This window comes from Acidobacteriota bacterium (assembly GCA_026393755.1).
Lineage (GTDB): Bacteria > Acidobacteriota > Vicinamibacteria > Vicinamibacterales > JAKQTR01 > JBAXOX01.
The window spans coordinates 57,104-75,569 of sequence record JAPKZO010000032.1 but is presented as its reverse complement, the minus strand read 5'-3'; the positions used below and the strand labels follow the sequence as shown (position 1 = coordinate 75,569).

Here is an 18,466-nt window from a genome sequence, read left to right as displayed (position 1 = left end):
ACCCGGATGCACTTCGGGCGACTGGCGGCCGCGGCGCTGGTGGGCTGGTTCGCGCACCTCGGCCTGAGCGGCCTCATCTGGGGTATCGTTCTGCCAGGTCTTTCCCGCCAGGACGCCGCGCTGCTGAGAGCGGCGTCGGACATGAACCTCGTGCTGGGGTACGGCGCATCGCTCGTCGGGTTTTTCGTGTTCTCGTATGCGTACGCCAAGGGCTACGAGGGCGGCGCCGGCTTGGTCGAAGGACTGCGATACGGGGTCCTGATAGGGCTGCTGCTCGCCGTGTTTGGCGGCGTGTGGGGCTACGTGATGATGCCAATCTCGGCAGCCTTCGCGGCGGCGATGATCGTCGACAGCATCATCGAGATGGCGATTTACGGCGCCATCGTCGGTCTCATCTACCGTCCGGTCGTGAAGCGGCGATAGCCAGCGATTGGGCCTGGCCTGATTTTTCCACGGTCCTTGAAAATGGGGCCTGACCCCATTTTCTTCGGGGTATCATCGAAAGAATCCGTAGACGCAGATGGACCAGCAGTACATCAGGAACTTCGCGATCATCGCGCACATCGACCACGGCAAGTCGACGCTGGCGGACCGATTTCTCGAACTGACCGGCGCGCTGCAGCCGCGCGAGATGATCGAGGCGCAGGTGCTCGACTCGATGGATCTCGAGCGCGAGCGCGGCATCACGATCAAGGCGCATCCGGTCCGGCTGACCTACGCCGCGGACAACGGCCGGCAGTACGTGCTCAACATGATCGACACGCCCGGGCACGTCGACTTCTCCTACGAGGTCACCCGGTCGCTCGCCGCCTCCGAAGGCGCAGTGCTGATTGTCGACGCCTCGCAGGGCGTCGAGGCGCAGACGCTCGCCAACGCGTATCTCGCCGTTGACAACAACCTCGAGATCATTCCCGTCATCAACAAGATCGACTTGCCCAGCGCGCAGCCCGAGGAATCGCGCCGGCAGCTGGCCGAGATCATCGGCCTCGATCCCTCTCACGCCATCCTCGCGAGCGCGAAATCCGGCATCGGCGTGCACGACGTGCTCGAAGCGATTGTCGAACGCCTCCCGCCGCCGGAAGGCGATCCGGCCGCGCCGCTCAAGGCCCTCATCTTCGATTCCTGGTACGACCCGTACCGCGGCGTCGTCATCGTCCTTCGGGTGCTCGACGGCGTCATCCGGCCGCACATGAAGATCCGTCTGATGGCCGAGGGGCAGGAGTACGAAGTCGAGCAGGTCGGCGCGTTCACTCCCAAGCCCGTCGAGATGGATGAGCTCGGCGTCGGGGAAGTCGGGTTCATCGCCGCGGGGATCAAGAAGGTGAGCGACGCCCGGCTTGGCGACACCGTCACGGAGGTGTCCCGCCCGGCCGTGCAGCCGTTCCCAGGCTTCCGCGAATTGAAGCCGATGGTGTTCGCCGGGCTGTATCCGGTGGAGGGGCACGAGTACCCGCAACTGCGGGATGCCCTGGAGAAGCTGCGCCTCAACGACGCATCGTTCTTCTACGAGCCGGAGAGTTCGGCGGCGCTTGGTTTCGGGTTCCGGTGCGGCTTCCTGGGCCTCCTGCACATGGATATCGTGCAGGAGAGGCTCGAGCGCGAATTCGACCAGGATCTGGTGACCACGGCCCCGAGCGTCCTGTACCGCGTGACGACGACCGATGGCGAGGTGCACGACATCGACAGCCCGGCCAAGCTGCCAGATGTCGGGAGAATCCAGAAGTTCGAAGAGCCCGTCATCACCGCGATGATCCTGACCCCGGCCGAGCACGTCGGCGGCATCCTGAACCTGTGTCAGGAGAAGCGTGGTGTGCAGAAGACGCTCGAGTACCTGGCCACCGCACGCGTCCTGATCACCTACGAGATGCCGTTCAACGAGGTGGTGCTCGATTTCTACGATCGGCTCAAGACAATCTCGCGCGGCTATGCGTCACTCGATTATCATGTGAGCGGATACTGGGAATCGCCGCTGGTCAAGCTCGACATCCTGGTCAACGGCGACCCGGTCGATGCCCTGTCGACCATCGTGCATCGGGATGCCTCGTACCAGCGCGGGCGGGCGCTGGCACAGAAGATGCGAGAACTGATCCCGCGGCAGATGTTCGAGGTGGCCATCCAGGCGGCCATCGGCGGCCGGATTGTGGCCCGCGAGTCCGTGAAGGCCATGCGGAAGAACGTGCTCGCGAAGTGCTACGGCGGCGACATCTCCCGCAAGCGCAAACTGCTCGAGAAGCAGAAGGAAGGCAAGAAGCGCATGAAGCGCGTCGGCCGCGTGGAGATTCCCCAGGAGGCGTTTCTCGCCGTGCTCAAGATGGGAACGGAGGAGTAGGTGCCCGAGTTCAGGAAGTCCGTGGCGCGCGAGTACTTCGAGTCGATTGTCATCGCCGTCATCCTGGCGCTGTTCATCCGGACGTTTGTCGTTCAGGCGTTCAAGATTCCGACCGGATCGATGGAGCCCAACCTGCTGGTCGGCGATCACCTGCTGGTCAACAAGTTCGTCTTTTCGCCGACGGATTCGGCGGTCGAACGGGGACTGCTGCCCACCCGGGCGGTCCGGCGCGGCGATATTGTGGTGTTCAAGTTTCCGACCGATCCTGAGCGCGACTTTATCAAGCGCGTCATCGGCCTGCCCGGGGAGACGGTCGAGTTGAAGAACCACCAAATCCACATCAACGGGCGGCCGCTCGATGAACCGTATGCCCACTATCTTCCGCGCTCGGATGGCGGAACGCTGGTCGAGGTGACCTCAGACGAAAGGCGCGAGCAGTACGGCCCGGAGATCGTGCCGTCGGGTATGCTGTTCGTGATGGGCGATAACCGCGACAATTCGGAGGACTCGCGCTACTGGGGGTTCCTGCCCCGCGATAACATCAAGGGACAGGCGCTGATGATTTACTGGTCGTACGACCCCGATGCCGGCGGGCTGTTCAGCCTCCTGACCAGCACACGCTGGGGTCGTCTGTTGCATCAGATCCACTAGTATGGGCAAACTCATCAAACTCGCCATCGCCGCGCTTGTGCTCTATGCCGCCTGGCAGGCAGGATCCGCCCAACTGGACCACTTCAAGTTCGAGGATTCAGTCCGCCAGGTCGCCGAATTCCGCGGGGACCGGGATGATGACGAGACGCGCACCGTGGTGGTCGCGGAGGGCAGCAAGATCGGGATCCGGATCGATCCGGCCGGCGTCAGCATCCGCAAGGTGATGGATCACATCTACATCGACGTCGTCTACACGAGGCCCGTTCAGATCCTGCCCTGGTACCAGTACAATTGGACGTTCGCGGTCAACGCCGAGAGCTGGCGGATGCCGGGCGGTCGAACCAAGTAGCCCGGAGTCGCCGCGCGGACCTGCCCGCTTCCATGGGGTCATGCTGTGGACGTCGGTCTTCTTGCTCGCCTCCAGTTTGCGCTGACCATCGGATTCCACTACATCTATCCGCCGCTTTCGATCGGCCTCGGCATGATGCTGGTCGTCATCGAGGCGATGTCGCTCGGCTCGAAGGACCCGCTCTACCACCAGATGGCGCGGTTCTTCACCCGGATCTTCGGCCTGGTCTTCGCCATCGGCGTCGCCACCGGCATCGTCATGGAGTTCGAGTTCGGCACGAACTGGGCCGCGTACTCGCGCTTTGTCGGTGACGTGTTCGGGAGTGCGCTGGCGGCAGAGGGCCTCTTCGCGTTCTTCCTCGAATCCGGATTCCTCGCGCTGCTGTTGTTCGGCTGGGACCGGATCGGGCCGCGCCTGCACCTTCTGTCGACGGTCGCCGTCTGCCTGGGCGCACATTTCAGCGCGATCTGGATCATTGTCGCCAATTCGTGGATGCAGACGCCTGCCGGGTATCACGTGGTCGCGGACGCGGCCGGCCGGCCGCGAGCGGAAATCACCGATTTCTGGGCGGTCGTGTTCAATCCGTCCAGCGTCGATCGCCTGCTGCACACGATCGCCGCCGCGTGGGCGACAGGCGCCTTCTTCGTGCTCTCGATTGCCGCATACTACCTCCTGAAGCGGCGGCACGAGACGTTTGCTCGAGCCTCGATGCGAATCGGCCTCGCGCTCGCGACGGTGGCGGCGCTGGCGTCGATCGCCACCGGGGATCTGTCGGCCCGCCTCGTCGCGCGGTATCAGCCGGAAAAGTTCGCCGCGATGGAAGGCGTGATGAAAGCGTCGGCACCCGCCGGCCTGCACATCCTCGGCTGGGTGGATGGCGCCAACCAGCGCGTGGTGGGTCTGGAGATTCCCGGGTTGTTGAGCCGGATGATCGCGGGAGACGCGTCCGCGGCAATTCCGGGTGTGCAGTCGTTCCCCCTGGGCGATCTCCCGCCGCTCAACGCCACGTTCCAGGCGTTCCACGTGATGGTGGCGATTGGCATGACGCTGGCTGCGCTGATTGCATGCGGACTGATCTATCTGCCGAAGGGCAGGCTGTTCAGAACCCGATGGCTGCTGTGGAGCTTTGTCGGCGCCGTCGTCGGACCGCAGATTGCCAACCAGCTCGGGTGGGCCACCGCTGAAATCGGCCGCCAGCCCTGGATCGTCTACAGGGTGATGCGCACGATCGACGGACTGTCGCCGGTGGTCGGCTCATCGCATGTCATCTTTTCACTCGTGCTGTTTACCCTCGTGTACACGTTGCTCTTTGTGCTGTTCCTGTATCTCCTCAACGAAGAGATCCAGCACGGCCCGCTGGCCGAAGATCATCCGGGCGAAGAGAGGCACCGGGCGTGAGGATACCGGCATGAGCCTTGATCTGAACACCGCGTGGTACCTGCTGGTCGGCGCTCTGCTGGCCGGCTACGCCGTACTCGACGGATTCGACCTCGGCGTCGGTGCGCTGCACCTGTTCGCCAGGACGGACGTGCAGCGCAGGACGTTCCTCAACGCGATTGGCCCCGTATGGGACGGCAATGAAGTGTGGCTCGTTACCGGCGGGGGAGCGCTGTTTGCCGCATTCCCGATTGTCTACGCCACGGTGTTTTCCGGCTTCTACGTGGCGATGATGCTGCTGCTGGTCGGGCTCATCTTCCGGGCCGTCGCGATCGAGTTCCGCAGCAAGCAACCCGGCGCGGGGTGGCGGCGGGCGTGGGATGGCAGTTTCGCCATCGCGTCGGTCGCGTCCAGCCTGCTGATGGGCGTGGCGTTCGGCAACATCATCTGGGGCATTCCCATCGACGCGGCCGGCGAGTTCGCGGGGTCGTTCCTGTCACTCCTCACACCGTATGCGCTGCTCACCGGCGTCACGACCGTCGCCCTGTTCACGATGCACGGCGCGATCTATCTCCTGCTGAAGACCGAGGGCGACACCCAGGAGATGGTGAAGGGGTGGGCCAGCAACACGATCGTCTTCTTTCTGGTGTGCTATGCGACCACCACAATGGCGACGTTGATCTACCGGCCGGAGATGACGGCCGCGATCAAGGCCCGGCCGGTGCTGTTCGCGCTGCCGGTGCTGACCATGCTGGCGATTGCGAACGTGCCCCGTGCCATCCGTCACACCCGTCATCGGGAGGCGTTTGTGTCGTCTTCGTGCGCCGTGCTGGGGTTGTTCGCGCTGGTCGGAGTCGGGATGTACCCGACCCTCGTCAACGCGTGGGAACCGGCCAGGCAACTGACGATTTACAACGCGGCATCCTCCCCGAAGACGCTGTGGATCATGCTGATCATGGCTGCCGTCGGGATGCCGCTCGTGCTGACCTACACCGTCAGCGTCTACTGGATCTTCCGCGGGAAGGTCAAGCTGGAGTCGACGTCGTATTAGACAACCTCGCCCTTCTTGATCACCATCCGGATCGCCGGAACGCCCACCTTCACCAGATCGACCGCCTCGCCGTTGACGATCACCATGTCGGCCTGCTTGCCGACTTCGAGACTGCCGATCCGATCGTGCCGATCGATGGCGTAGGCCGCGTTGATGGTCGAGGCGACCAGCGCCTCTTCGAGCGTCATCCGCATCGAGAAGCACGCGAGCGACATCGCGAAGGGCATCGAGGGCGAAAAGCCGCCGCCCGGGTTCAGATCGGTGGCCAGCGCCACCGGGACTCCAGCCTCGATCAGTTCCCGTGCCGGCGCGTACCGTCCAAGCTTCAGGTAGAACGCCGCGATGGGCAGCAGCGTGGCCACCACGCCTGCCTGCTTCATCGCGTGGATTCCGCGCGGCGAGACGTAGAGCAGGTGGTCGGCCGATCGGGCGCCGACGGCCGCGGCCACCAGTGATCCGCCGCTTTCTTCCAGTTCGTCAGCATGAATGCGCGCCTTCAACCCGTGGCGCTTTCCGGCCAGAAGAATCTCCGTCGACTCCTCGGGCGTGTAGACGCCAGCCTCGCAGAACACGTCGCACCACTCGGCCATCCCCTCGCGTGCCGCCGCGGGAATCATCTGCCGAACCAGTTGATCGATGTAGAAGCGGCGGTTCGCGCGGTGTTCGATGGGGATTTCGTGCGCCCCCATGAACGTGGCAACCAGATCGATGGGGTGCTGCTGGTCGAGGCGCCTGATGGCGCGCAGCATCTTCAGTTCGGCGTCGGTTTCCAGCCCGTACCCGCTCTTGGCCTCGCACGTCGTCGTGCCGCATCGGAGCATCTGATCCAGGCGCTCCGTGGTTGCGGCGACGAGGTCCTCCTCGGAGGCGGCCCGCGTGGCTCGGACTGTCGACAGGATCCCACCACCCGAGGCGGCGATCTCGGCATAGGTGGCGCCCGCCAGCCGCCGGCGCAGTTCGTCACGGCGATCACCGCCGAACACGACATGCGTATGGGGATCGACGAAGCCCGGGAGGACCGTGCATCCCGCCGCGTCGATGACGTCGAAGCCCTCGCCGGCAGCGTAGCGCTCGTCACATTCCGCGGTTGTCCCGACAAAGGCAATGCGGCCGTCGGTGGCAACGACTGCACCGCCTGCGACAGCGCGGATATCACCCTGATCGGGACCGCACCTGGGTGCGGTCCCCGCACACGTGATGATCGTCTTGGCGTTTCGGATGATGATTGTGCCCACCGCACCCTCCCGATACGTGGGCATCGTATCCCGAGAACCCGGTCAGTGGGAAAAGAGAGACTCCCGCACCGGCAGCGGCCATCGAACTGCTTCGAAGCCGGACGGCTACGCCTGGCGCTCGGCCGGCGATGTCACAGTGCGCGGCAGATCTTCACGCTCGCCGCGCTGCTGGCTGCGCTCCTGGCGATCCTGACCCCAGATCGACACGCCCTCGCGGCCGTCAGCCTGGCGGGGACGATGAATCGCGATCTTGTCGTCGTGGTCGCGCCGGTCCTGATCGTGGATGAAGTCGAGCGTATTGGTGAGGGACGCAATCAGCGACTCGACCGACGTTTCGACTTCGCGACGCTTCATCCGCAGCCCGTCGATCTCGCGGTGCACATCGTCAACCCTGGCCTGCGCTTTTTCCAGGATCAGGTCGGCGCGCCCCTCGGCCTCGCTCACGATGACGGCGGCCTGATGATTGGCCGCGTCCTTCACTTCGTCGGCGAGCCGCTGGGCGGTGAGCAGCGTGTTGCGGAGATTGTGCTCGTGCTCGCGGTTCACGTTGACGAGGCCCTCGAGCCGCGCCACCTCCTGCCGCATCTTGTCGACTTCCATCAGAGCCGCCTCGTAGTCGGCGGCGACTTCCGCGAGAAACGCCTTGACCTCGTCTCGGTCGTACCCGCGCATGGAAGAGCGAAACTGCTGCTGCCGCAAGTCAAGTGGAGTCACGTTCATGTCTGTCTCCTGAAAGCGACGCCGTAGCCTGGCGGGCCGAGCTTCGATGCCTGCCAGGCGAAGGCGGGCCGACTTAGCCTCGGCCGCCGAAGATCGCCGTGCCAATCCTGACGAGTGTCGCGCCTTCCTCGATGGCGATCTCGAAATCGTGACTCATGCCCATCGACAGTTCGCCGAGCATCGAAGGAGAAACGCCGTGGCCCGCCAATTCATCGCGGATCTCGCGGAGCCGCCGGAAGTAGGGGCGGGCATCCTCGGGATCGTCCATGAACGGCGGCAGCACCATGAGCCCGGTCACGCGCACCGCCCGGCACACCGCCGCCGCGTCGAAGATGGCGCGCAACGTGTCGACCGCCGTGCCGTGCTTGGTCGGCTCACCCGCCAGATCGACCTGGATGAGCAACTCGGGCTGATGCCCGTCCTCCTCGGCGGCTCCATCCACCCGGCGCAGCAGTTCCACGCTGTCAATGGAATGGATGCACGCGAACGAGGACGCCGCTTTCCGGGCCTTGTTCGACTGCAGGTGGCCAATCAGATGCCACTCGATAGGTGTATCGGACGAGAGGGCGATCTTCTCCAGGGCTTCCTGGACTCGATTCTCGCCGAACACACGCTGGCCGGCCGCAAGAGCAGCCAGGACGTGGGACATCGGAAAGGTCTTGGAGACGGCGACCAGGCGGACATCGGCGGGACGTCGGCCGGCCCGCTCCGCGGCGCGGGCCAGCCGGCTTCGAATGTCGGTAAGGTTGGCAGCGATGGCGTCCTGCAACGACAAGGACTCCACCTTTCTGCGTTACTTCTTGAGCGTCTTCAAGATGCCTGTCGCGGTCGCCGCGTTCGGTCCCTGCGGCGCCAGGACGAGGTACCTCTCAAACATGGCGATCGCTTCGGGCATCTTCCCCTGGTTGAGGAACGACATGGCCAGTTGATAGTGCGCCTCGGCGTGGTCGGGCTTGAGCTCAATCACTTTCTGGAAGTGCGCCTGGGCCTCCGGAATCTTGCCGGCGTTCCAGTCGATCACGCCATTGTTGTATTCGGCGTCGACACTGCCTCCGCCTCCAGCTGGCCCCGCAGCCGCCGCCAGTTCGCTCGCCTTCTGGCTGGCTTCCCCGGCCTTGTCGAACTTCTTCTGGGCGTTGTAGACGGTCGCCAGCCCGTTGTAGGCTTCGAAATAGTCCGCCTTGAACTCGATCGCCTTGTTGAACGCCTCCTCGGCCTTGTCGTATTCCTTCTTCTGCATGAACGCGAAGCCGACGTTGTAATAGCAGTCGAAGCACTTCGGCACCAGCGCAGCGGCCTCGGTGAATTTCGCGATCGCCGCATCGAAATTCCCCGCCTTGCTCAAGTTCACACCCTCATCAAATGTCTTTTTGAGCGCTTCGTTCTTCGCGGCTTCGGCTGCGGCCGCGGCCGTGTTGGTGCCGCCGAGGGTGAAGTTGACCTCAGACGGGTCACCCAGCCGGACGCGGACGTTGAACGCCTGGTCCCCCAGCTCCTTGGTCGAGGCGGTCACCTTGTAGTTGCCCGGCCGGAGGCCGATCTGGATGAACTCGCCCTTGTTGTTGGTCTTGGTGTCGACCTTGTACGTGATGCCGTCGGTGAACTCGATCAGGATCACGGCCTTGTCGACCGGTTTACCCTTTGGATCGACGACCTTGCCCTTGACTGAGCCAGTCTGAGCAAATACAGGGGCTGCCAGCGCAACGGCCACAACCGCCGTCAGGACGAATACCACCAAGCGGCGGCCAGAGAAGAGGCGAAGCATAACGCTCCTCCATAGGAAGAAAGAGAGCAAAACGTTGAAAGAACAACCAGATCACGTAAGAGAGTCAATCCGATCCAGTCTACATCAAAGGCGGCACCGCGCGAAACCGCCGACCTCGTCCTGTGCACATGACGTACCAGCTGGAACCAGGCCGATATCCTCGTGTTTTGAGCCGCCTGCGGCCGCAACCCGTCATGCCGGCCTCCGGGCGTCCGCAAAGAACTCCACAATGTCCTCGATATCCGAAGTGATTGGAGCAGGGGGAAGCGACGCCAGGAACCGGCGCCCGTAGGGCATCGCGGTGATCCGGGGATCGAGAATGGCCAGCACGCCGCGGTCTCGCCGGTGGCGAATCAGCCGGCCAAGTCCCTGGAGCAGCGTCAGCACTGCCAGCGGCACCTGGAGGTCGGCGAAGCCGTCACCGCCCCGCTGAACAATCGCATCGATGCGCGCCGCGATGACCGGATCCCCAGGCGAGGCGAAAGGAAGACGATCGATGATCACACAGCTCAAGGCATCGCCGACGACGTCCACGCCCTGCCAGAAGCTCGACGTCGCCAGGAGCACCGAATGCGGCGTCTCGCGGAATTGCGCGAGCAACGCCGAGCGCGGCGCGGTGCCCTGGACCAGGATCGGGTAGTCGAGCGCCGATGCGACGACCGGCTGCACCAGCCGAAGCATCGCGTAACTGGTGAACAGCACGAATGCCCGACCCTGCGTGCGCGTCAGGATGCCGACCACTTCGCGGGCGGCCGCCTGGGCGAACTCCCGCGTCTTCGGAGACGGCATCCGGGGCGGCAGATAAAGAATCGCCTGCTCGCGGTAGTTGAATTCCGAAGGCAGCTGGAGTTCTTCGGCGCGCTCCACCCCGAGGCGGGAGCGAACGTAGGTGAACGCGCCTTCGACCGTCAACGTGGCTGAGGTGAGCACCGTGGCCGCAAACCGATCGAGCAGCAGGTGACGGACCAGCGTGGAGACGTCAATCGGCGAGGCACGGAGAAACTGGCCGCGACCGCGAAACTCGAGGTGGAAGACGTAGTCGCGGTCGTTGGCGTCGAGCAGGAAGCGGAGTTCGTCACGCAACTCAGCGGCGCGGCGGCCGATGGCGCGCAGGTCTTCGGACGAGTCGCGCGCGAGCGCAACGGTGGCCTCGAGGCCCGTGAGCGCGTCGAGGAGGTGCCGCCCTGGCTCCCGCACGGGCTCGAGCAGATCCGGCGAAACTCTCGCACGGTCTTCGCCACCGCCAGCGGTGAAGGCATCGGCCAGGGGCGGATAGTCGTGCCTGGCCAGTCCGAGTGCCGAGAAGAACAGCCGGGCGTGGTCGTCAATTCGGTTCAGGGCTCGCCCAAGCTGGCCTTCTCCGTCGGCAATCTGGCGGGAGGCGAGCAGTCGCTCAAGATCCCGGGTCAGCTCGTCCAGGCGGTAGTTGCTGACGGAGAACCCGAAGTACTGTGTCGCCACATCCTCCAGGTTGTGGGCTTCGTCGATGACAGCCAGCGGACAGTCCGGGATCACCTCGCCGTGCGCGTTCTGGCGCACCGCGGCATCGGCGCACATCAGGTGGTGATTGACGATCACCACGTCCGACTCGGCGGCGCGCTGCCGCATCAGCGTGACGAAACACTCGTCGCGCTCGGGGCACTGCGTGCCGACGCAGTTCTCTACCGTGGCGGCAATTTCGTTCCAGAAGGCGACATCTTCCGGGAGGTCCTGAATCTCGGCGCGATCGCCGGTCTCGGTGGTGGCCGCCCAGTCGTCCACCAGCCTGAGATAGAGACGATCGGCTGGCGAACCTGCCTCGACGTCATCACGCCACGCGGCGAATCGATGAAGGCACAGGTAGTTGCCGCGCCCCTTCATGTAGACGGCCGAAAAGGGCAGACGCAGGGCTTCGCGCAGGATGGGCAGATCCTTGAAAAAGATCTGTTCCTGGAGGTTCTTCGTGCCGGTCGAGATCAGGACGCGCTGGCGGGCGAGAATGGCCGGAACCAGATAGGCCAGCGTCTTGCCGGTGCCCGTGCCAGCTTCGGCCAGCAGCACCCCGCCCCGCGCGAATACGCGCGCGACCGCCGCCGCCATGTCGCGCTGGCCTTCCCGCGGTTCAAATTCCGAGAGGGCTCGCGCCAGAGGGCCGTCGCCGGCGAAAACGCGATCGACCGCGGCTTCTAGATCCGCTTGTCTGGATACAGCGGGAATGTCCTGCACAGCACTTCCACTTCGGCCCTGACCATCGAGTGCACGTGCCCGTCTTCGGGGGCGGCCAGCACGCGGGCGATCAGGTCGCCCACGACGTCCATCTCGGCCTCCGCCATACCGCGCGTCGTCAAGGCGGGCGTGCCGATGCGGATGCCGCTGGCGACGAGCGGCGGATTCTGGTCGAACGGGATCGTGTTCTGGTTGACGGTGATGCCGGCTTTGCCAAGCGCGGCGGTCGCCGCCTTGCCGGTGACACCCTTGGAGAACACGTCGACCAGCATCAGGTGGTTGTCCGTGCCGCCGGAGACGATCCTGAAGCCGTGCGATGCGATGACGGCGGCCAGTCGTGCGGCGTTGGCGACGGTCTGCTTCTGGTAGACGGCAAACGCGGGTTCGGCTGCTTCCTTGAAGCACACGGCCTTGGCCGCGATGATGTGGACCAGCGGGCCGCCCTGCACGCCGGGGAACACGCTCCTGTCGAGGTCCTTCGCGTACTGGGCCCGGCACAGCACCATGCCGGCACGGGGGCCGCGTAGCGTCTTGTGTGTCGTGGTGGTGACAAAGTCCGAATGCGGCACGGGGCTGGGGTGGACGCCGGCCGCCACCAGCCCGGCGATGTGCGCCATGTCGGTCACCATCACGGCGCCGGACCGATCAGCGATCGTCCGAATGCGCGGAAAATCAATCACGCGCGGATAGGCGCTCGCGCCAACCATGATCATCTTCGGCTTGTGCTCCATGGCGAGCCGCTCGAGTTCGTCGTAGTCGAGCCGCTCGTCCTCCTTGCGCACGCCGTAGGCGACGATGTTGTAGAGCTTGCCGGAGAAGTTCAGGGGATGGCCATGCGTCAGGTGGCCGCCGTGCGACAGGTTCATGCCGAGGACCGTGTCTCCGGGCTTCAGCAGGGTGAAGTACACCGACATGTTGGCCTGCGCCCCCGAGTGGGGCTGCACGTTGGCATGATCCGCGCCGAACAGCGCCTTGGCGCGATCGATGGCGAGGCGCTCGACGACGTCCGCGTGCTCGCAGCCGCCGTAGTACCGGCGGCCCGGATAGCCCTCAGCATACTTGTTGGTGAACACCGATCCGGCCGCCTCAAGTACCGCGCTGCTGACGAAGTTCTCCGAGGCGATCAACTCGAGGCCAGACGTCTGGCGGTCCGTTTCATCGCAGATGGCCTGTGCGATGTCGGGGTCGGTGTCTCGGAGCGAGCGGCGATGAGCCGCGACGAGCGCGCTGGTATCCATCGTTATGAGTCCTTGCAGTCGAGGGCTGAGATCTTGTCCACGCGGCGGCTGTGGCGGCCGCCCCCGTCGAATCCAGTCTCGAGAAACGCGCGGACGATGTCGCGGGCGCGATCGACCCGCGTCGTGCGCCCGCCGATCGTCATGATGTTGGCGTCGTTATGTTGACGGCTCAGGCGGGCGGTTTCAATGTCGGTGACCAGCGCCGCCCGGATGCCCGGGATCTTGTTGGCCGCAATCGACATGCCGATGCCGGTGCCGCATATCAGGATGCCCTGCTCGTACGAGCCGCTGGCGACGCCTCTGGCCACCAGAACCGCGATGTCGGGGTAGTCGGCCGGATCCGGAGTGAACGTGCCGAGGTCCTCGAATGGGACGTTCAACTCGGCCAGCAACTGCTTGATGTGTTGCTTGAGCTCGAAGCCGCCATGGTCGGAACCAATCGCGATGCGCACAATCATGGATCTTACCTGATTTGCTCGGCTCCCCGAGAAAACCCGGTCTCCTTTCTGTCATGATGGGTACCGTGAGCCACCCAGCCGAACCCAGCGTCGTTGTCACCGCCCGCGGCGAAGATCGCGGTCGCGCCGGACATCCGTGGATCTACCGCACGGATGTCGCGGATGTGCGGGCGCAGGGCGGCGACACGGTGGTCGTTATGACCCCCCGTGGCCGGATCCTCGGCCGCGCGCTCTTCAGCGACAAGTCGCAGATCGCGCTGCGTCTGCTCACAATCGGCGAAGCGCCGGCCGGGCTCGACCTGTGGCGTGCGAGGCTTGACGCGGCCATTGACTTTCGCCGGCAACTCGCGATTGATGGAACGGCTTTCAGGCTCGTCCACGGCGAGGCGGACCTGATGCCGTCGCTCGTGGTCGATCAGTACGACCGCCACCTGGTGGTGCAGGCGCTCTCGCAGGGGACCGAGCGGCTGCTGCCTCGCCTGGTGGAGATGCTGCAGGACGCGCTGGCCCCGGCCGGCATCCTGGCGCGGCACGATGTGCGCGTGCGCCAACTTGAGGGACTCGACCAGGGGGTGACGCTGCTCGCCGGCGAGGTGCCGCCGCTCGTGACGGTTCGCGAGGGCCGCATCGAGCACGACGTGGACCTCTGGCACGGGCAGAAGACGGGGCTCTTTCTCGATCAGCGCGAGAACCGGATTGCCGCGCGCCAGTACGCCCACGGCCGCCTGCTCGATTGCTTCAGCTACCACGGCGCTTTCGCGCTCCAGCTGGCCGATCGCTGCGATCAGGTGACGGCGCTCGACGTATCGGAGGAAGCCGTCGGCCACATTACGCGCAACGCCGCCCGCAACAAGCTCGCGAACATCGAGGCGCAGTGCGTGAACGTGTTCGACGAGCTGCGGCGCCTCGATCGGGCGGGAGAGCGCTACGACATGGTGGTGCTTGATCCGCCCGCGTTCGCCAAGAGCAAGGACGCGGTCGAGAAGGCGTACGCGGGCTACAAGGAAATCAACCTGCGGGCGCTGAAGATCCTGAAGCCAGGCGGCACGCTGGTCACCTGCAGTTGCTCGTACAACATCGACGAGGCCACGTTCGGCCAGATCGTCTACGAGGCCTCCATCGACGCCCGCGCCCGCGTCGTCGTCATCGAGAAGCGCATGCAGGCGCGCGATCATCCCGTCTTGCTCGGCGTGCCGGAGACGTACTACCTCAAGTGCTTCATCCTCCGGAAGCTGGCGTAGGAAGAGCCACGGTCTGGGCCCCCACCGCGGGCGAGAACGGCGAGTGCTCCTGCGCCTTCTGGGATAGACTCCACGCCAGAGCCTTCGTTGCCCCCACGCCTACGCGAGCGCCACTATGAACTCGCAGACACCAGCTGATCACGACATCAGCCGCAGCGTCGTCGTGATTGTCGGCGTTCTGGCCGCGGGCGCAATCACCGCGGCCATTGGTCTGCTCGCGCTTGTGGGATGGGTTCTGGGACCGCCGGTGCTGGCCGGCTTCGGAGCGGGCTTGATACCGATGGCGCCGAGCACGGCAGTGCTGTTTCTCCTGTATGGAGAGGCCATCTGCGTGCGCGCCCGGCCGCCGCTCGGCCGACGGGCTTTTCGGACGAGCGTCGCGGCAGCCTGCGTGGGGATGCTGGTCGCGCTCGTCTTGTTCGCGCTGAGCTACCTGGGGATTAACTGGGCGGGTGAACACGCCGGAGCGAGTATCACCGGAACCATTGGCGGGGCGCCCATCGGACACATGTCACCAGTGACCGCCTTCTGCTTCCTGGTCGCCAGCGTCTCGTTTCTGGCCTCGCTGTCGCGGTTGTCGGCCGCCCCCACGCGCTGGCGCGCCGTTCTGGCCCTTGGATTGGCGGGCGTGCTTCTGGGGATGTGCTTCGTCTTCCTGCTGGCGTATCTGTTCGGCGCACCGTTGCTCTACGGCGGCCGCTACATCCCGCCGGCGCTCAACACCATCCTGGCGTTCACGACGCTGGGTGTTGCGCTCCTGGCCTTGGCCGGCTGGCCGGCCGGACAGTCAGACGAATCTCGCCCAAGCGGATTCAGGACGGCACTGACGCTGGTCTCGATTCTCGTTTTGCTCTCGGCAGGCATCGTCGCCACCGGCTACATCTATTACCGGAATTACGAGCAGCGATACCGCGCCGAAGTCGAGCGCCAGCTTTCCGTCATCGCCGATCTGAAGGTCGGCCAACTGGAGCAGTATCGCAAGGAGCGGCTGGGGGATGGCGCCGTCCTGCACCGGAACGCTTCGTTCTCTGACCTGGTGCGGCGATTTCTGGGACGGCCGGAGGACGCCAACGCGCACCAGCAGCTTCGCGCGTGGATCGGTGCCTACCAGAGTCACTACCAGTATGACCGGGTCTTTCTCCTCGATGCCACTGGCGTGCTCCGAATGTCAGCTCCTGACTCGTCGCAGGCGGTCACATCCGTGCTGATGGCTCGCGTGCCGGAGATTCTGCGATCGAACCAGGTCATCTTTCAGGACTTCTACCGGCACGAACAAGATCAACGCGTCTATCTGTCCGTCCTTGTCCCGCTCCGCGACGAAGCCGCTGGCGACCGCCCGCTGGGTGTGCTCGTGCTGCGCATTGATCCGGCCACTTACGTCTATCCCTTCATCTCGCGCTGGCCAACGCCCAACCGGACCGCCGAGACGCTGCTCGTCCGCAAGGAGGGCAACGACGCCGTCTTCCTGAATGAACTTCGCTTCCAGACCAACACCGCGCTGAATCTCCGCTCGCCCTTGAGCCGCGCAACCATGCCCGCCGTTCAGGCGGCCCTGGGCCGACAGGGCATCACGGAAGGCCTCGACTACCGAGGCGTGCCCGTTGTGGCGGCCCTGCGCACCGTTCCGAATTCGCCGTGGGCACTGGTGGCCCGCATGGACACGGCGGAAGTCTACGCGCCGCTGCGCGAGCGGCTGTGGCTGACCGTCTTGCTTATGGGCGCCCTGGTGCTCGGCGCAGGGGCCTCGCTGGGTCTGGTCTGGCGAGAGCAAAGCGTGCGGTTCTACAAGGGACAGGCGCACGCGGCCGAGGCGCTGTCCAAGTCTGAACACCGATACCGTACGCTGTTCGATGCGATTGACGAGGGCTTCTGCATCGTCGCGGTGATCTTCGACGAACACGATAAGTCGATCGACTACCGTTTTCTGGAGATCAATCCGTCGTTCGAGAAACAGACAGGACTGATCGACGCGCTAGGCAAGAGGATGCGTGACCTTGCCCCCAAGCACGAGGAGCATTGGTTTGCGATCTACGGGAAGATCGCGCTCACGGGTCAACCGGCCCGCTTTGTGAATGTACGCCTTCCGTGTCGGCCGGCCGGAAGACCGCCACGTCGCCATCCTGTTTAATGACATCACGGAGCGCAAGCAGGCGCAGGAGGAAATTGAGACCCTTCTTCGGACGACAATCGATGGGTATTATCTGGTCGATCGAGATGGTCGATTCCTGGACACGAATGATTCGTATTGCCAGATGATCGGCTATGGCCGCGACGAATTGCTGAAGATGGGCGTGAAAGACATTGAGGCGATTGACAGTGACGAGGTGATTCGAGCGCGGATCCAGCGGATTGTGGAAACGGGATATGCGCGCTTTGAGACCCGGCATCGGCGCAAGGACGGACGAGAGATCGACATCGAAGCCAGTGTCAATCTTCTGGGAGGGCGCCGGGACAAGCTTGTGGTCTTCATGCGCGACATCACCGAACGCAAGCAGGCGGAGAGGTCGCTGCGCGACCTCTTGTTGCAGTTAAGCCGCGCCGAGGACGTCGAGCGCCGCCGAATCGGCCGCGAGTTGCACGATTCTACCGGCCAGAAACTGGCCGCGTTGAGCATGACCGTCGGGCTGCTTCAGGACACCACTGGCGCCCCGACAGGCACCGCCAGGAAGATGTTCGCCGATTGCACGGCCCTCGTCGAGCAATGCGCACAGGAAATCCGCACGTTCTCGTACCTGTTGCATCCGCCACTGCTCGACGAACTGGGGCTGGCCGCCGCGATCAGCGACTACATCGACGGCTTCACGAAGCGAAGCGGCGTGCAGGTGGCGCTCGACGCACCGCCCGGCGTCGAACGATTGTCCGACGAGATTGAGATCGCCCTGTTCCGCGTCGTGCAGGAAGGCCTCGCGAACGTCCACCGGCACTCCGGCACTTCCACCGCACGCATCCTCCTCTCGGCCGATGCGGAGCAAGTGATGCTGGAGGTGCGCGACCAAGGCCGAGGCATGTCTCCAGAAATCGTCCGGGCCATCCAGCGGAAGCGAGGTGACACCAGCGTCGGCATCGCGGGGATGCGGGAGCGGTTGCGGTTGCTCGGCGGACGGCTGGAAATCGAGTCTGATGCGCAAGGCACGACGGTGCGCGCGACGATACCACGCCGACAGGAACCGACATGAACACCGTCCGAATCCTGATCGCCGACGATCACGACGTCGTGCGTGAGGGCCTGAAAGCCCTGCTCGCGGCGCGGGCCGATTTCAAGGTCTGCGGCGAGGCCGCCACCGGCCGGGAAGCGGTCGCGCAAGCGCTGACGCTGAAGCCGCACGTGGTGGTACTCGATTTCAGCATGCCGGAGTTGAACGGCCTCGAAGCCACCCGCCAGATCCGCCACGCACTGCCCGCCACCGAAGTGCTCATCCTGACGATGCATGATTCCGAGACGCTGGCGCGCGAAGTGTTGGCGGCTGGCGCGCACGGGTTTGTCTTGAAGACCGAGGCGAAGAGCCACCTCGTCGCCGCCGTGGACGCGCTGGCCCAGCACCAGCCGTTCTTTGGCGGGCATCTCCCCCCGCGCGCGCTCGACGCGCTCCTGCACCCCGACCAGCATCCCGGCACGATGGGCGCCTGCGCCGACCGGCTCACGCCGCGCGAGCGCGAGATCGTCCAGCTCATCGCCGAGGGACGGTCGAGCAAAGACATCGCGCGCCTGTTGACCCTCAGCGTGAAGACCGCCGACGCCCACCGGGCCAACATCATGCGCAAGCTTGATCTGCACTCGGTCAGCGAGTTGGTGATGTACGCCGTGCGCAACAAGATTGTGCAGCCGTAGGCCCGATCGCTCCTAGGG

17 protein-coding genes are annotated in these 18,466 nt (G+C 64.7%); 10 read left to right on the top strand and 7 right to left on the bottom strand.

Features of this window, described 5'->3' with window-relative positions; all coding sequences use genetic code 11:
* The first annotated feature begins 6 nt into the window (after nt 1-6).
* From NTV05_14005 to cydB, 6 genes are all read left to right on the top strand, one after another.
* Nucleotides 7-423 (top strand): hypothetical protein, encoded by a 417-nt coding sequence (locus NTV05_14005; GenBank protein MCX6545510.1) that lies wholly within the window; start codon nt 7-9, stop codon nt 421-423.
* Between the two features lie 97 nt (nt 424-520).
* A complete protein-coding gene (gene lepA, locus NTV05_14000) occupies nt 521-2,329 on the top strand; it encodes a translation elongation factor 4 (protein ID MCX6545509.1) in 1,809 nt (602 codons plus the stop codon).
* Nucleotides 2,330-2,980, top strand: a complete 651-nt coding sequence (gene lepB / locus NTV05_13995) for a signal peptidase I (protein MCX6545508.1) — start codon at nt 2,330-2,332, stop codon at nt 2,978-2,980.
* 1 nt (nt 2,981) lies between these two features.
* On the top strand, nt 2,982-3,329 hold the full coding sequence (locus NTV05_13990) for a hypothetical protein (protein ID MCX6545507.1): 348 nt from the start codon (nt 2,982-2,984) through the stop codon (nt 3,327-3,329).
* Nucleotides 3,330-3,374: 45 nt separating this feature from the next.
* Nucleotides 3,375-4,727: a cytochrome ubiquinol oxidase subunit I gene (locus NTV05_13985; protein ID MCX6545506.1), complete on the top strand. Its 1,353-nt coding sequence runs from the start codon at nt 3,375-3,377 to the stop codon at nt 4,725-4,727.
* Nucleotides 4,728-4,737: 10 nt separating this feature from the next.
* Entirely contained in the window at nt 4,738-5,757 is a 1,020-nt protein-coding gene (cydB, locus tag NTV05_13980; GenBank protein MCX6545505.1) for a cytochrome d ubiquinol oxidase subunit II, read from the top strand.
* Here cydB and hutI read toward each other — a convergent pair.
* From hutI to rpiB, 7 genes are all read right to left on the bottom strand, one after another.
* Nucleotides 5,754-6,992: an imidazolonepropionase gene (gene hutI / locus NTV05_13975; protein ID MCX6545504.1), complete on the bottom strand. Its 1,239-nt coding sequence runs from the start codon at nt 6,990-6,992 to the stop codon at nt 5,754-5,756. The two genes, cydB and hutI, sit on opposite strands and share 4 nt — an antisense overlap.
* A gap of 105 nt (nt 6,993-7,097) precedes the next feature.
* Complete coding sequence (locus NTV05_13970; GenBank protein MCX6545503.1) at nt 7,098-7,712, bottom strand: DivIVA domain-containing protein; 615 nt, start codon at nt 7,710-7,712, stop codon at nt 7,098-7,100.
* A 73-nt stretch (nt 7,713-7,785) separates the two neighbouring features.
* Complete coding sequence (locus NTV05_13965) at nt 7,786-8,481, bottom strand: YggS family pyridoxal phosphate-dependent enzyme (protein MCX6545502.1); 696 nt, start codon at nt 8,479-8,481, stop codon at nt 7,786-7,788.
* 24 nt (nt 8,482-8,505) lie between these two features.
* On the bottom strand, nt 8,506-9,477 hold the full coding sequence (locus NTV05_13960) for a tetratricopeptide repeat protein (GenBank protein ID MCX6545501.1): 972 nt from the start codon (nt 9,475-9,477) through the stop codon (nt 8,506-8,508).
* A 192-nt stretch (nt 9,478-9,669) separates the two neighbouring features.
* Entirely contained in the window at nt 9,670-11,556 is a 1,887-nt protein-coding gene (locus tag NTV05_13955) for an ATP-dependent DNA helicase (GenBank protein MCX6545500.1), read from the bottom strand.
* Nucleotides 11,557-11,642: 86 nt separating this feature from the next.
* Entirely contained in the window at nt 11,643-12,920 is a 1,278-nt protein-coding gene (locus NTV05_13950) for a serine hydroxymethyltransferase (protein MCX6545499.1), read from the bottom strand.
* Between the two features lie 2 nt (nt 12,921-12,922).
* Nucleotides 12,923-13,372 (bottom strand): ribose 5-phosphate isomerase B, encoded by a 450-nt coding sequence (gene rpiB / locus NTV05_13945; protein MCX6545498.1) that lies wholly within the window; start codon nt 13,370-13,372, stop codon nt 12,923-12,925.
* Nucleotides 13,373-13,443: 71 nt separating this feature from the next.
* On the opposite strand from rpiB, the gene NTV05_13940 reads away from it, so the two are divergent.
* The 4 genes from NTV05_13940 to NTV05_13925 all read left to right on the top strand — a co-directional run bounded on the left by NTV05_13940 (nt 13,444) and on the right by NTV05_13925 (nt 18,448).
* The gene (locus tag NTV05_13940) at nt 13,444-14,619 is read left to right on the top strand and encodes a class I SAM-dependent rRNA methyltransferase (protein MCX6545497.1); all 1,176 of its coding nucleotides are present in this window, start codon (nt 13,444-13,446) and stop codon (nt 14,617-14,619) included.
* Between the two features lie 115 nt (nt 14,620-14,734).
* The gene (locus NTV05_13935) at nt 14,735-16,747 is read left to right on the top strand and encodes a PAS domain-containing protein (GenBank protein ID MCX6545496.1); all 2,013 of its coding nucleotides are present in this window, start codon (nt 14,735-14,737) and stop codon (nt 16,745-16,747) included.
* Entirely contained in the window at nt 16,692-17,795 is a 1,104-nt protein-coding gene (locus NTV05_13930; protein ID MCX6545495.1) for a PAS domain-containing sensor histidine kinase, read from the top strand. Before NTV05_13935 ends, NTV05_13930 begins: the two co-directional genes overlap by 56 nt.
* Nucleotides 17,792-18,448: a response regulator transcription factor gene (locus tag NTV05_13925; GenBank protein MCX6545494.1), complete on the top strand. Its 657-nt coding sequence runs from the start codon at nt 17,792-17,794 to the stop codon at nt 18,446-18,448. Before NTV05_13930 ends, NTV05_13925 begins: the two co-directional genes overlap by 4 nt.
* Nucleotides 18,449-18,466 lie beyond the last annotated feature (18 nt).